The organism is Gordonia sp. w5E2 (genome assembly GCF_036540975.1).
In the GTDB taxonomy this organism is placed as follows: domain Bacteria; phylum Actinomycetota; class Actinomycetes; order Mycobacteriales; family Mycobacteriaceae; genus Gordonia; species Gordonia jacobaea.
Window position 1 is genome coordinate 3,999,446 of the sequence record NZ_CP144213.1, and the last position, 13,823, is coordinate 4,013,268.

Annotated in this window: 13 protein-coding genes; 6 read left to right on the forward strand and 7 right to left on the reverse strand. The window is 65.2% G+C overall.

All coding sequences use genetic code 11. The features are described from left to right. Positions 1 to 121: 121 nt before the first annotated feature. From RND64_RS18045 to RND64_RS18055, 3 genes are all read left to right on the forward strand, one after another. On the forward strand, positions 122 to 1,225 hold the full coding sequence (locus tag RND64_RS18045; RefSeq protein WP_331436219.1) for a lipase family protein: 1,104 nt from the start codon (positions 122 to 124) through the stop codon (positions 1,223 to 1,225). A gap of 60 nt (positions 1,226 to 1,285) precedes the next feature. Next, positions 1,286 to 2,065 (forward strand): SGNH/GDSL hydrolase family protein, encoded by a 780-nt coding sequence (locus RND64_RS18050; protein WP_331436220.1) that lies wholly within the window; start codon positions 1,286 to 1,288, stop codon positions 2,063 to 2,065. A 125-nt stretch (positions 2,066 to 2,190) separates the two neighbouring features. Further along, positions 2,191 to 3,060, forward strand: a complete 870-nt coding sequence (locus tag RND64_RS18055; RefSeq protein ID WP_049700801.1) for a 1,4-dihydroxy-2-naphthoate polyprenyltransferase — start codon at positions 2,191 to 2,193, stop codon at positions 3,058 to 3,060. A 423-nt stretch (positions 3,061 to 3,483) separates the two neighbouring features. Here the strand turns inward: RND64_RS18055 and RND64_RS18060 are convergent, their stop codons facing one another. The 7 genes from RND64_RS18060 to RND64_RS18090 form a co-directional block, all read right to left on the reverse strand. After that, on the reverse strand, positions 3,484 to 4,518 hold the full coding sequence (locus RND64_RS18060) for a hypothetical protein (protein WP_331436221.1): 1,035 nt from the start codon (positions 4,516 to 4,518) through the stop codon (positions 3,484 to 3,486). Positions 4,519 to 4,690: 172 nt separating this feature from the next. After that, a complete protein-coding gene (locus tag RND64_RS18065; protein WP_270484116.1) occupies positions 4,691 to 5,605 on the reverse strand; it encodes a Clp protease N-terminal domain-containing protein in 915 nt (304 codons plus the stop codon). Positions 5,606 to 5,627: 22 nt separating this feature from the next. Beyond that, positions 5,628 to 5,858: a hypothetical protein gene (locus tag RND64_RS18070; RefSeq protein WP_005208515.1), complete on the reverse strand. Its 231-nt coding sequence runs from the start codon at positions 5,856 to 5,858 to the stop codon at positions 5,628 to 5,630. A 60-nt stretch (positions 5,859 to 5,918) separates the two neighbouring features. After that, positions 5,919 to 8,432 (reverse strand): FtsX-like permease family protein, encoded by a 2,514-nt coding sequence (locus tag RND64_RS18075; RefSeq protein WP_270484119.1) that lies wholly within the window; start codon positions 8,430 to 8,432, stop codon positions 5,919 to 5,921. Continuing rightward, positions 8,422 to 9,099 (reverse strand): ABC transporter ATP-binding protein, encoded by a 678-nt coding sequence (locus RND64_RS18080; protein ID WP_197494499.1) that lies wholly within the window; start codon positions 9,097 to 9,099, stop codon positions 8,422 to 8,424. The genes RND64_RS18075 and RND64_RS18080 overlap by 11 nt, the downstream gene beginning before the upstream one ends. Positions 9,100 to 9,145: 46 nt before the next feature. Then, the gene (locus tag RND64_RS18085) at positions 9,146 to 9,520 is read right to left on the reverse strand and encodes a holo-ACP synthase (protein WP_270484120.1); all 375 of its coding nucleotides are present in this window, start codon (positions 9,518 to 9,520) and stop codon (positions 9,146 to 9,148) included. Then, entirely contained in the window at positions 9,517 to 9,771 is a 255-nt protein-coding gene (locus RND64_RS18090; protein ID WP_270484122.1) for an acyl carrier protein, read from the reverse strand. Before RND64_RS18090 ends, RND64_RS18085 begins: the two co-directional genes overlap by 4 nt. A gap of 208 nt (positions 9,772 to 9,979) precedes the next feature. Here RND64_RS18090 and RND64_RS18095 point away from each other — a divergent pair, with 208 nt between their 5' ends. Genes RND64_RS18095 through RND64_RS18105 form a run of 3 tightly spaced genes read left to right on the forward strand, consistent with a single transcriptional unit; the run spans position 9,980 to position 13,821 of the window. Beyond that, complete coding sequence (locus RND64_RS18095) at positions 9,980 to 11,119, forward strand: acyl-CoA dehydrogenase family protein (protein WP_331436222.1); 1,140 nt, start codon at positions 9,980 to 9,982, stop codon at positions 11,117 to 11,119. A gap of 5 nt (positions 11,120 to 11,124) precedes the next feature. Next, the gene (locus RND64_RS18100; RefSeq protein ID WP_270484125.1) at positions 11,125 to 12,069 is read left to right on the forward strand and encodes an amino acid--[acyl-carrier-protein] ligase; all 945 of its coding nucleotides are present in this window, start codon (positions 11,125 to 11,127) and stop codon (positions 12,067 to 12,069) included. A 3-nt stretch (positions 12,070 to 12,072) separates the two neighbouring features. Continuing rightward, positions 12,073 to 13,821, forward strand: a complete 1,749-nt coding sequence (locus RND64_RS18105; RefSeq protein WP_270484126.1) for a hypothetical protein — start codon at positions 12,073 to 12,075, stop codon at positions 13,819 to 13,821. Positions 13,822 to 13,823: the final 2 nt, after the last annotated feature.

Below are 13,823 nucleotides of genomic sequence, written 5' to 3' on the forward strand. Positions count from 1 at the left end.
GCACCGTGTTCGCACGACCCGCTAGATTCTCCGTGTGAGAAAAGCGTTGGTCTTCGCGTGCGCGTGCGTGGTCACGCTGTGCGTGGCTACTGCCTGCGGAAACGACGCATCACGTTCATCAGTGACGAAGACCACACAAGCACGCGGTGACGTGCTCACGACGTCGCCCGGCCTGAACTCGTGGACGGCAGCGCTGCCGCCGCACACCCGTGTCACCCGTTTGAATTACACGTCGACGTCTGGAGTCGACGACTCGCAGACCGCGGTCACCGGGGCGGTGTTCGTCCCGGGTGGCTCATGGCCCGCCGGCGGGTGGCCACTGATCGCGTTCGCGCATGGCACGACGGGGCTCGCACGCGACTGCGGGCCGTCCGACCATCCGGACATGTTCGGCGAGGTCTCGCTGATCGGCTCGTTCGTCCGCGCCGGATACGCCGTGGTGACCATCGACTACCAGGGGCTGAGCACCCGCGTCGACGCCCCGCCGCACCCCTACCTCGAGCCGCGCACCGCCGCATACAACGTGATCGACGGCGTACACGCTGCCCGCTCGGTCGAGCCGACGATCGGGGCGAAGTGGGTCGTCGTAGGCCCGTCGCAGGGAGGCGCAGCGGCGTGGGCAACAGCCGAGCAGTACGGAAAGTACGAAAACTCAACGCAGACAGGCGAACTCGTCGGGGCCGTCGCGATGTCGCCGGTTCTCGACATGACCGGTTACGCCGACGCCGCAGCCAACGGCACACTCAACACCGCACAGCGATTCCTTTATCCCCTGATCGTCGTCGGGGCGTCGCGGGCGGATTCGCGCATCGACCCTGGCACATATCTTCCAGGACTCTCGACGCACGACGTCGACGCCAGGATGTCTTGTGCCAGCGGTCGGACCGCTCTGGCCGCACAGTCGCACAGCCCCGACGCGCAGGCATTGGGCTCTGCGGCGGCGCAGGACTCATCGGACGCTACTGCGCTGCTTCGAAACACTCTGCAGCGCTTCGCGTTACCGTCGGCACGAACAGACGTGCCCATTCTCGCGATTTACGGCAGCGCCGACGAGATCAACCCTGTGCACGTGACCGAGGCCGCACTTGCGCGAGCCTGCAGTCTCGGAGATAAGGTCGCGCGCGATCGGCGCGAAGGACTCGGACACTCGTTTGATCCGGGCCCCATTCTCGGCGAGTGGATTGGCGCGCGAATGCGTGGTTTGCACGTCCAGAGCGACTGTTGACCGACGGGCCGCTATTGTGACCCTTCGGGGCGTGGGCAAGAAGATGGAGTGGTTAATCGCATGGGAAGTCTGCTGAAGCGAATCTGGGCTTCCGCACCGATCTGGGCCTGGGTGGTCATGATCGTCTGTGTTGTCGTGCTGATCGTCGGACTTGTGGTGTCGGGGAACCGCACAAGCGGCGTCAGTTCGACTGCGTCGAGCGGTACGCCATCGGATGCTGCGCCGTCGAGTACCGCACCGACTGCGACCCCGGCGACGGTCGCGTTCATGGACAGCGCGAAGTCGTCGCCCAAGACCCCCAAGACCCTTGTGCTGCTCGGTGATGCAACGGGTGCCGATCAGCAGGGCTGGGCGCCGGCGCTCGGTTCGGCGATCAGTAAGGCACTCGACCGGCCGGTCGCCACCAAGTACTGGAACACCTCCACCGAGGCCTACGGACCCATGACCGGCCTCGGCGAGGGCACCAACGGTCCGATCGGTTACTGGAACGGCAGCACCGCGGGTAAGGGCCCCTCGTATGCGCAGGAGAACCTCGCGAAGCTGATCCGCCCCGAGGTCACACCCGATCTCATCCTGCTCAACTACGCGAGCTCGCCCGATCAGGGCACGCCGCTCGCCGCGCAGGTCCAGCCGTTGATCGACCAGCTCACCAAGAAGTATCCGAAGGCCAAGATCGCAGTGATCAAGCAGAGCGTCGAGGGCGCGTCGTCGGATCAGAGCGCCGGATACGCCGCCGCCATGGACGCCGAGGGCATCCAGGTCATCGACGTCCACGGCGCGTTCCCGTCCGATCAGGCAACCAAAGCCGTACTCACCGCGTTCGGGTTGTCGAGCCAGTAGCCGGGTGCGCTCCTGTGACGAGTGGGCTGCTCTAGCGCGTGCCTGCTGTGACGAGTTCACCGTGATCGAGCGTGTGGCCGGTGGTGCCCCGCGTCCGAGCTCACCGTCGGGTCTAGGGTTCTAGGGTGGCAACCCCAAAGCAGTGGATCGCCGGGGCGCGACCCCGCACACTCCCCAACGCGATCGCACCCGTCGTCGCCGGTGTCGGCGCAGGCCTGCACATCGGCGGCGTGAACTGGTGGAAGGCTGCGCTCGCCGCAGTTGTCGCGATCGCGTTCATCATCGGCGTGAACTTCTCCAACGACTACTCCGACGGCATCCGCGGCACCGACGACGAGCGCGTCGGCCCGATGCGCCTCGTCGGCTCTGGCGCTGCATCACCGGAGTCGGTCAAGCGCGCGGCGTTCCTGTGCTTCGGGATCGGGGCCGTCTGCGGTCTGGTACTCGCCGCGACGACGGCCTGGTGGCTCGTGATCGTCGGAGCGATCTGTATCGCCGGGGCGTGGTTCTACACCGGAGGGTCGAAGCCGTACGGCTACATCGGACTCGGCGAGGTCGCGGTGTTCGTCTTCTTCGGGCTCGTCGCCGTGCTGGGGACCGAGTACGTCACCGTCGGGACCGTCGACTGGGTGGGACTGGCGTGCGCCGTCGGGGTCGGCTCGCTCTCGACGGCGGTGCTCGTGGTCAACAACCTGCGCGACATCCCCACCGACCGCGAGTCGGGCAAGAACACCCTGGCCGTGCGCATGGGCGACGCCGCAACCCGACGCTTCTACGGCGTGCTGCTGCTGGTTCCGCTCGTGATGAGCGTCGTGCTCGTCGCGGCCACCCCGTGGGCGTTGCTCGGGCTGCTCGCCGCTCCCCTGCTGTGGAAGGCATACCAGGCGGTCCGCGCGGGAGCCGTCGGCCCGGGACTCATTCCGTCGCTCGGCGCCACGGGCATGGCCATGCTCGCGTGGGCCGTGCTCACCGCCGTCGGGCTGGCGGTCGGGTAGCGGGCGGGGCGCGGGCTGTCGGGGTGCGCGCGGGCGGCCAGAGCCGCAGAAAACTACAGCCCATGGGCGGTGCACATGTACCGGTACAGGCGAGGCGCCCCAAAGCTGCAACTATCTGCGCGAGTCGAGCTGCTCGAAGAACTCGTCGGACGTCAGGATCGTCGTCGAGCAGCGACCCGGGGCCCGGACCCCGACCGGACCGCAGAAAACTACAGCCCATAGGCGGCGCGCATGTACCGGTACAGGCCAAGCGCCCCAAAGCTGCAACTATCTGCGCGAGTTGATCTGCGCGAAGAACTCGTCGGACGTCAGGATCGTCGTCGAGCAGCGACCCGGGGCCCGGACCCCGACCGGACCGCAGAAAACTACAGCCCATAGGCGGCGCGCATGTACCGGTACAGGCCAAGGGCCCCAGAGTCGTAACTATCTGCGCGAGTTGATCTGCTCGAAGAACTCGTCGGACGTCAGGATCGTCGTCGAGCGCCGCCGCGGATTGAGGTGCACCCCGTTGTGGACGGCGCCCATGATCGTCGCCTCGACGTGGGGCCACCGGCTGACGACGTCGTCGTAGGTGAACGGCATGTACACGTAGTTGCCCGCGGCCTGCACCTGGTTTCGACGACGGTCCTCTTGGAAACTCTCCTTCTCGGAGTGAAACGCATAACCGTCGACCTCGACGACCAGCCTGTCTCCGATCAGCATGTCGACATGCCCGACGCCCGGAATGTGTGCCTGCGTCGTCAGCCGTACACCCTTGCGGCGGATACGAACCCGCGTGATCGACTCGATGCCCGACGCAGCCTTGGGGTCACACTCGCCGAGCAGTCGCCACACCGACTTCGGCGCACCGTCGAACGCCGAGTGGATCTCTTCGACGGTGGGCACGACGAGGTCGGACTCCACCTCGTCGTCGCCGTCGGACTGGCCGACGAGCGAACCCGCGCCACCGGGCTTGCCTGCGAGCGTGCCCGCGCCGCCGGACTTGCCCGCGAGCTCGCCCGCGTCGCTGGGTTTTCCGACGGGTTTGCCTGCGTCGTAACGATATCGGCGGTGGAGCACCGAGTCGGTGACGACGATCGTCTGCTCCTCGGTGAGGCATCGCAGTGCGTGACGCAAGGCGGTCACCGGCTCGTCGACCGCGGCGTCGACCCTCATGTGTCCGCCGTACTGGCGGCAGAATCGTCGGGGATGTCGACGATGCGCCGAGGCCGTCCCGCGCACGTGTAAAGCCTTGACGCGCGGCGGAATCCAGAACCCGTGCAGCTTGAGCGCCGCCACGCACGTGAGGCAGCCGCCCGCGCGGACCGCCTCGACGACCAGCGGGTCGGCACCATCGGTGGCCATCCAGCCGTGGCGCAGTCGCAGGAGTTGGCCCTCTTCGACGCCGCGTCGAACATCTCTCGGCGACATTCCGTCGCGGAGCAACGCGGCAACCCGGTGCACTCCGAAGTCATCCATGGCGACACAGTGTGCACCGGATTCGGGCACGCGCGGGAAATCTCTCCACAGGGTCGCGGGTCCGCGCAGAAACCTACGACTCAGGGGTGGTCCACCTGTACCGGTACAGGCGAACCACCCCTGGCGCGTAACTTTCTGCGCACGGACAGGCCCGAGATCAGACCCCGAGAGATCAAACCTCCGCGTCGACCTCCGGCAGGCTCGCCAGTACGGCGGCCTTGAGATCGTCTGCGCTCGTGGCAGATTCGACGACGGCCCGCGACGCCGGGTCGTTCACCTCCAGGATGCCCAGGAGTAGATACTCGGCGCGGAGCTGGTCGTTGCGCTCACGGGCGATCTCGACCGCAGCCCGGAAGGCGTCGCGGGTCTCGGACGCGAAGCGGGGTCGGCCACCGCGACCGCGCGGGCCGCGCCGTCCGCGACCGGGCTCCCAGGGGCCCCGACCGTCGGACTCGCCGTCGAACTGCCCGGGACCGAACTCGGCACCGAACGGCCCGTCGGGCCCGAAGGGGCCCCCAAACGGACCACCCGGGAACGGACCACCCGGGAAGCCCCCGGGCCCGCCGCGACGCGGGTCGAATCCCTCGCGCGGATCGAAGCCAGGGCCGAAGCCCCGACCGCGGCCCCTGCCATGACCGTGACCGTGTCCACGGCCCCGACCACGCGGACCCCCGCCACGCGGACCGCAATCGCGGCCACGCGGACCACGGCCACGCTCGGGTCGCTCGGCCCAGCCTTCGGAGAGGTCGTCTCCGAAGCGGTCGCGCACGGCGGCGCGGACCTTGTCGAGGTCGATCCCGATGCTCTTGAGAGCCTCGCGATCCTCCTCGTAGCGTTCGGCGGCGCTCTGCTCGGCGGCTTGCTCCTCGTCGGCGTCGTTTTCTTCGTGGTAAGCCCGCACGACGTCGCGCGCCGCGTCGAGCTTCAGACCCTGCTCACCGAGCAGCCCGAACAATGGCGAACGCGCGTTGCACAGCATGCCAAGGATGAGGTGGTCGTTGCCGAGCTGGCGATGTCCCAGGTCGGCGGCTTCTTGCGTGGCAAATGCCAGCATCATCTTGTCGTCTCGACTGAATCGTCCAAACATGATGGTTCTCCTTTCGGCCCTCTCAGGCCTCACGTTGTGAATGCTTCTGGTGCACGGCCTGGCGGCTGATCTGCAGAATCTCTGCAATCGCCTGCCAGCTCCAGCCCTTGGATCGAGCGTTCGCAACCTGTACTTCCTCGAGCCGGTCAGCCAGGGTCCGCAGTGCGCGGACAGCGGCGAGGCCGATGGCCGGGTCGTCGCTCGCGGCGGCTCCGGCCAGATCTTGCTCTGGTGTCGTTGGTTCGTCGTGCATGATGTCAGGTTATGTTGACACCACCCCGTTGTCAACAATTATTGACAACCAAATTCGACGCTACTCCTCGACGATCGCCTCGGTGATGTTCATCCGAGCCGCGCGAGCCGCTGGCACAAACGCCCCTACCAGGCACAACACGATCGACACTGCGACGAAGAGCAGAGTCGACGGTCGAGGCGAGTAGGTGATGTTCAGCGACGTCGTCGCGGACAGGATCTTGTCTGCCAAGAAGTGCAGGCCCGTACCCATCACGAGTCCGGTGACCGTGCCGACCACCGCTATCGCGCCGGCCTCGGCGACCACCATGCGGGAGATGAATCGACGCGACGCCCCCATCGCACGCAGCACACCGAGCTCACGACGACGTTCGAGTACCGACAACAACAGTGTGTTGAGCAATGCGATCGCGGCGGCCACCGACACGATCCACTGGATGGCGACAGTGAAGGCACCCGCCTGCTGCGCCTGCTGCTGGGTTGCCGCCAGCGCCTGTGCTCCGGTGTAGACGTATGCGGTCCCCGACCGCGGCAACGGATGCGCATCGACGATGCGCTGCAACTGCTCTTGCACCGCAGCGCGGTCGGCGGTCGGCTCGACGTCGATCTGTAGATACGTGTCGCCGGTCCGGTTGAACCACTGCGCGAGAAGCGGATTCGACATCGCGGCGGTACCGGAATCGATGGAGATGTAATCCACGATGTCGCGGACGACGAGATCGTGATAGCCGGTTGGTGTTGCTAGGCGCAGCGTCGAACCGATGTCGGCGTCGAGGGACCGGGCGAGCACGCTCGACAGAATGATTCCACGACCGTCGAGGACGTCGGAAAGTGCTTGCGGTGTCGTCTTTTTGGTGAACGGCGCCGTCGATCCGGGTTCGAGTCCCTGAACGAGAATCCGAGCCTCACCCACGTTGACGTTGGCCCACTGCGCTCCGACAACCCGCGACACTCCCTGCACCGCGCGCACCTCGTCGGCGATCGCGTCGGGTAACGCTGCGCCCGCGGGGATCTCGTCGCGCGGCGTCGAAGAGACGTAGAAGTCGGGGTCACCGAGCCCGTCGAGCGAATGTGAGATCGACGCAACGAGATTGTCGAGCGCACCCGACGTGCCCATTCCCACCGCGATCGCGACCGCAACGGTCATCAGCGTCGCCCAGGCACGACGCGGCGCACGTTCGGTGTTGACCGCGGCGAGTTGTCCCGGACCGCCGAACCGCCTCGCAACCGACACGACGAGCCGCACGAGCGGGCGGGTGAGCGCGAAGCAGACCAGCAGCGCCCCAACGGCATACACCGCGCCCGCGACGATGGCCGGGCGGCCCGGAACGTCGACGGCGATGAACCACGACCCGACGAGCAGCGCTACACCGGCGACCGCTGCCAACACGGTCAGCGGTCCGCGCTGCGGTCCGGTGTCGGCGACCTGTCCAGACACCATCGCCTCGACCGGCGACACGGCGAACACCGATCGCGCGGCGAGCGAGGTCGCGGCAACACAGGCAAGCACACACGCGATCACCGCGACGACCGGCGCATAGGACGGCAGGTGATAGTCGACGACGATCGAGACCGAATCCCGTTTCGTCGTCGGAACCCTTGAAATGGCCCAGCGGCCGGCGAGGATTCCGATCGGTACGCCGATCAAGCCGCCGACGAACCCGAAGACCGCAGACTCCGCGAGCAGGTCAGAGACCAGGTGAGATCGCTTGGCGCCCAACGCGCGAACCATCGCCAACGACGCCCGGCGTGACGCCACAGCCATATTCATTGTGTTGAACACGAGGAATGCGGCGATCACAAGGGAGATGAGCGACACGAGCAGCGTCGAATCACGTGTCACCGACCCGGCAACCTCAGCTTGTTTCGCGCGGAATCCCGGATCGACAACCACAGCACGCCCATCGACGACGCGCCGCACCTCGTCACGCAGCGTGCCGACATCGACGCCCGGCGCTGCGACGACGAGGATCGACGACACCTTGCCGCTCAGCCCGGTGAGGCGTTGAGCCAGGCCGAGATAGGCGAACATGAAGTCGCCGTTGTTGAGTCCCGCACCGTCGACGACCCGCACCACCCGGACGTCGACTCCGTTGACCGATAGTCGTTGCCCCAGAGACAAACCCGTACCCGACCCGACGATGACGCCGTCGTCGAGGTCGCCCGGGCTCAGCCCGGTGGCTGCGGCCTCCTGGACACCGCCGGCAAGGGCACGCGCACGAAAGTCAGATCCCACCAGCGCAATTCGCTTGTCGTCGACGACCGCGGTACCGCGAATTACCGGCACCACCGACTTGGCGTCGGGAACCTGTGCGCGGATATCTCCCGCAACCGACTCCTCGATTCCCGAGTCTGCGATCGACGCGACCTCGAGCTGTGCCGTGCCGTTGATCGCGGCGTCGAAGTCTCGGATCGATTCGCTCAGTGACCCGTATGTGCCGAGTACCGCGATCAACAGCGCCGACGAGACCGCGACCACGATGAGCGAGGTGACAACGCGCAGACGGTGATCACGCAGCTCACGCAGGTTCAGGACCCGCACACGCGTGAGCGCGGCGAACAGCTTAGTCACCATCGGTTGCGACCCTGCCGTCGCGTACGACGATCGTCCGATCGGCGACATCTGCGGCGTGCGGATCGTGAGTCACCATGATCACCAAGCGATTCGGCGCGTCGTGTGCAACCTCGGACAGCAGTTCGAGGACAGAGTCTCCGGTGTGGGAATCGAGGTTGCCGGTCGGCTCGTCGGCGAGGAGGATCGACGGCTCCATCATCAACGAGCGCGCGATCGCGACGCGCTGCATCTGTCCACCCGACAACTCCGACGGTCGGTGATCGATACGGTTGCCGAGCCCGACGCGGTCGAGAAGTTCGACGGCCCGCGGCTTTGCGCGTCGCAGCGACTGACTGTCGAGAAGCCTTGGTAGCGCGACGTTCTCCCACGCCGACATCGTCGGCACGAGGTTGAAGAACTGAAACACGAACCCGACGCGATGTCTACGGAAGGCCGACGCCGCGTTGTCGTCGAGGCTCGCGAGGTCGACGCCGTCGACCTCGATCGATCCCGACGTCGGGGTGTCGAGTGCCCCGATGATGTGTAGCAGCGTGCTCTTACCCGCACCCGACGGCCCGACGATGGAGACGAACTGCCCACCGTCGAGCGTGAGGTTCACCCCGTCGAGCGCGCGAACCCGCTCGTCGCCGAGGCGATACTCCCTGACCAGGTCATCTGCTTGCACCACGCATTGCGCCACGCGATCGATGGTATGCGACGCGACGTGCGGTGCATCACACCCCGACGTTGGCGATAACCGTCGCCATCGCATGCGTCGACGTGTGCGACAGCGACAACGACGGCTCGCGCCAGTTCTTGCGTTCGGCGACAGCAGCCAAGCTTCCGGTCAGCCGAATACCGGGCACCGGACCGTTCATCACGACCTCGATCTCATGCAGCGGGGTCGCGGCGTCGGAGTCGATCAGTGTTTTGATGACCGACTCCTTCGCAGCGAAGCGTGCCGCGAGACGCTGTGCGCGCGTGGACCCTTCGCATCGCGCGAGCTCCGCATCGGTGAAGACGCGCCGTAGATAGCGGTCTCCGAACTCCGTGATCGAGGCACTCACATCGGCGACGTCGACGAGGTCGCAGCCGACAACGAGGCTCATACTCCGGCAGCGACGAGGGTGCTCAGCGCCGAGGCAAGGCTGTTCACGCTGGAGAAGGTCGACTTCTTCAGAATCTCCTCGGGAAACTCGACGTCGTAAAGATCTTCGAGTCCCAACATGACGTTCACGGTTGCGTGTGACGTCAAGCCGACGGTGAATAGGTCGGTATCGTCCGACACCTCTTCTGCCGCGACCGTTAGTTTTCCATACTTGTCCAGTATGCACCGAATGTCGCTTTTATTGATTTCCATTGTTCCCTCCCGAGCCGATCATGATCCCCACCGATGATTAAGCTGCAAAACCTGGCGTTGCAGATGTCACATCGTGCTCGTATACTACAGGCGCATTGAAAAATGGACCACAGGGGGAAAGACGGGTCCGTGCATTTGGGGGATTTATCAGTCCGTGAATCCCGCTCCGTTTTCGCATTTTGGGAGGAATGTGTTGACCACAGGAGAATTGGATTCTGCATGCGCGTTGGACGCTTCGACGGTCGTCGAGGTCGCCGCTGCTGCTGCCGACGATGTCGATCGCAATGGACGCTTTCCACGCGAGGCTGTCGACGCACTGCGCCAGAACGGGCTCTTGTCGGCATCGCTGCCGGTAGAGTTCGGCGGACGCGGAAGCTCGATCAGCGAACTCGCAAGAGTGACAAGACAACTCGGAGCTGCCTGCAGCTCGACCGCGATGATTTTCGCCATGCACCACTCGCAGGCACTGACTCTTCGCTTCCACGCCGCGACACCCGCTGCGGCCGATCTGGCTCGCGAAGTCGCACGCACCGAAGCGCTACTCGCCTCCGCGACCACTGAGATCACCACGGGCGGTGACGTACGGTCCTCGACTTGCGCCGTACAGACAAATGGCGATCGTGTCCATCTCGAAAAGAATGCACCGGTCATTTCCTACGGCGAGTATGCGGACTACATCTGCACCACCGCACGGCGCAACAGCGACAGTCCGCCCGGAGACCAGGTGCTCGTCGTCTGTCCGCGCGCCGAGACCGAGCTCACCAAGACGTCGGAGTGGGACACCCTCGGCTTCCGCGGTACCTGCAGCCCCGGCTTCATCCTCACGGCCGACACCAGCGTCGATAACGTGATTCCCGTTGACTACTCCATCATCTCCGCGCACACCATGCAGCCGTCGTCGCACACGTTGTGGGCTGCGGCGTGGCTCGGCATGGCCGACGCCGCAATGGCCAAGGCGCGCACCGAAGTTCGTGCCGCCGCACGCAAGACGCCTGGCACAACGCCGCCCCAAGCGACTCGACTCGCCGACCTCCTCGAACTGCATCAGCGATTCGAGAGCTCGGTTTCCGACGGCATCGCACAATACGAAGAATTCCTCGCGGCCGGACACCTCGAACCGACCATCGGATTCTCGGTCACGATGAACAATCTCAAACTGACTGCGTCAACGGCCGTCGTCGAAATCGTTGCAGGTGCACTGACCATCTGCGGCATCAACGGTTACCGCGAGAATCACCGCGCCTCGATGGGGCGTTTGCTTCGCGACTCATACGGACCAGCACTCATGGTTTCCAACGACCGGATCCGGGCGAACAATTCGCAACTGGTCCTCGCACTACGGGGGTAATCCAATTGACTGACCAACTCGTCGTCGACCTTCCGGTCGCGCATCGCCAGTTCCGTGATCAACTGATCGCAGCGGGACATCTCATTCCCTCCGGGCTCGACGGCCTATATGGTCGCGGTGCCGAATACGAGGCTGCTTTCGCCGGAGTCGACCGCATCATGTGGCAGGCGGGCGTCGACGCCCACGGCGAGGAGAACATCACGCGCTTCCGGTTCCCGCCGATCTTCCCTCGGGAGGCATACGAGAAGACCGACTACATCGCGTCGTTCCCGCAGCTGACCGGGGCCATCTCCACCTTCACCGGCGGCTCGGCAGAGCACCGTTCGCTGCTTCTCGACCGAGAAGCCGGCCTGCCGTGGGACGGCCACCTCTCGTCGGCGGGCACCATGCTCGTCTCGGCGGCATGTCACCCGCTGTACTCGACGCTGCCGAACACGTTGCCAGAGGGCGGATCTCGCTACAACGTGCACGGATACTGCTTCCGCCACGAGCCGTCCGACGACCCGCTGCGCATGCAGGCCTTCCGCATGCAGGAGTTCGTGTACGTCGGCGACCCCGAGGGCGCGAAAGAACACCGCGCAACCTGGACGCGGGTGGCCCACGAGATCTTCGTCAAACTTCACCTGCTCGCCGACGACGTTCCCGCCAACGACCCGTTCTTCGGCCGTACCGGCAAGATGCTCGCGTCGAATCAGCTCGAGGAGAACCTGAAGACCGAACTCGTCGTGCGTCTGTACGGCGACCTCGACGACGGCACCGCCCTGCTGTCGTGCAACAACCACCAGGACCACTTCGGAACCGGTTTCGACATCTCCACCGCGGACGGCGAGCCTGCACACAGCGCGTGCGTCGGTATTGGCATGGACCGGATTACGTTGGCACTGTTTGCTATTCATGGGATCGACAGCTCCGATTGGCCTGTCGAAGTTCGCGCAGCACTTGCGCTCTAGTCCATGAAGATCGTCAACGCGCCGACATACCTGTCGTCAGATGCGGGCCCGCTCTTCGGCGTATATACCTACCCCGAGGACGGGCTGGTTCGCGGCGCGGTACTGGTGTGCCCACCCCTGGGGAAGGAACTCAACCACACCTGGCGCGGCTTCAAACGGCTGGCCGAGTTCCTTGCCGCACAGCGCCTGCTTGTCCTTCGAATCGACTACACGGGGACGGGTGAGTCCGCGGGTTCTCAAGAAGATCCGTCAGCCGTGGACCTCTGGGATGACAGCATCACCACGGCATTCGATCATCTCGTGCGAATGGGTGCCGGACCGATTTGCGTGATTGCACACCGCAGCGGCGCGCTCTTGGCGCCGTCCAACGAACGAGTCCAGCAGGGCGCGCATAGCCTCGTGCTCTGGGATCCGATCCAGCGCGGGCGACACTTCATCCGCACGCAGCAGATGCTCTACGCGGTCCTCGCTGAAGGCCAGGACGCACCGACCCCGGGTTCCGAAGAATTGGTTCACCTGGCCGGGCTGACGCTCCACCGCGATGCCGCGCGCGCGTTCTCGCGTAAGACCCTCGATCCGGCGGCAGTTCTCGGCCAGCGAAAGGGGAACGTTCTCGCGTTGATTCCGGACGACGAATTGGATTCGTCGCTGGCGCACACAATCACCGCTGCGGGAGGCACGGTCACAGGGCTGAGCGATCAAGCCCCGTTCATCCAGGCAACCGAAGCACTTCTCATCGATTTCCCGGAGGAACTCGAACACATCCAACAGTGGGTGTCCCGACACATGCCCACGCAGCGAAGGCGAGTCGAACCCGTTCCGGTCACCGAGGCGGTTGTGGCAACGACGCCAGACGGTCGCGCGATACAGACACGGGTGCGCACGACCCGCGACGGCATCGTTGTGTGGGATACCGCTTTGGCAGGTACCCACGGAACCGCCGACCGTGTACTCATCCCCCACCCGATCGGCCACGACATCCGCAGCGGCCCAGCCAGGTTGTACCTCGAGCTCGCGAACGACGTCGCGGCCCGAGGAGGCCGTACCGTCCGTTTCGACAGGCGGGGCGTCGGAGAGTCCGGCACGACGTCAACCGACGACACGTTCGTGAAGTTGTTCACGCGTTCATACATCCGCGACGGTAACCGAATTCTGGACGAGCTCAACCTCTCTCGGATTCACGTCATCGCTCACCTGGGGATCTGCGCCGGAAATTGGATGTCGGCGCACGCCGCGATCGAGACAGCACATCGACAGTCGGCGCGATCGCGAACCGTTGCCGTGATCGCCAACGTCAACCGGTGGGATGTCTGGCCCAACGTGCCCCTACCGTTCCTGCATGGGTCGAACTCGGCTGCAGCAAAGCTGGAACTCCAGCGGCAGCGGGTGGTCTTCCGTGGAATACGGGACCTCACTGACGTGTCCGGAAGGATTCGGTCCATCCGCCTGCGTGCCGCGTTAGCGCGATTGCGGGTCTTCCAGATGCCGGAGACGATGATCGCTCATGTGCAACGCGCTGGTGCCGACGTTCGACTCATCCTCGCTCCGAACGACTATCGGCAGTTCACACGTCTGGGTGGGCCACGAGCGCTAGCCCGCCTCGGCATCTCGATACCCGTCGCCGATCTCGCCTACGGCGATCACAGCGGCTACCACATGCCGACACGAGAGCTCTTGAAAGCCAACGCACTTCGCGCTCTCGGACTGCACGACAACACCTCGAGAGAGATCGCCGGCCCCGAGTCGGCGTGACG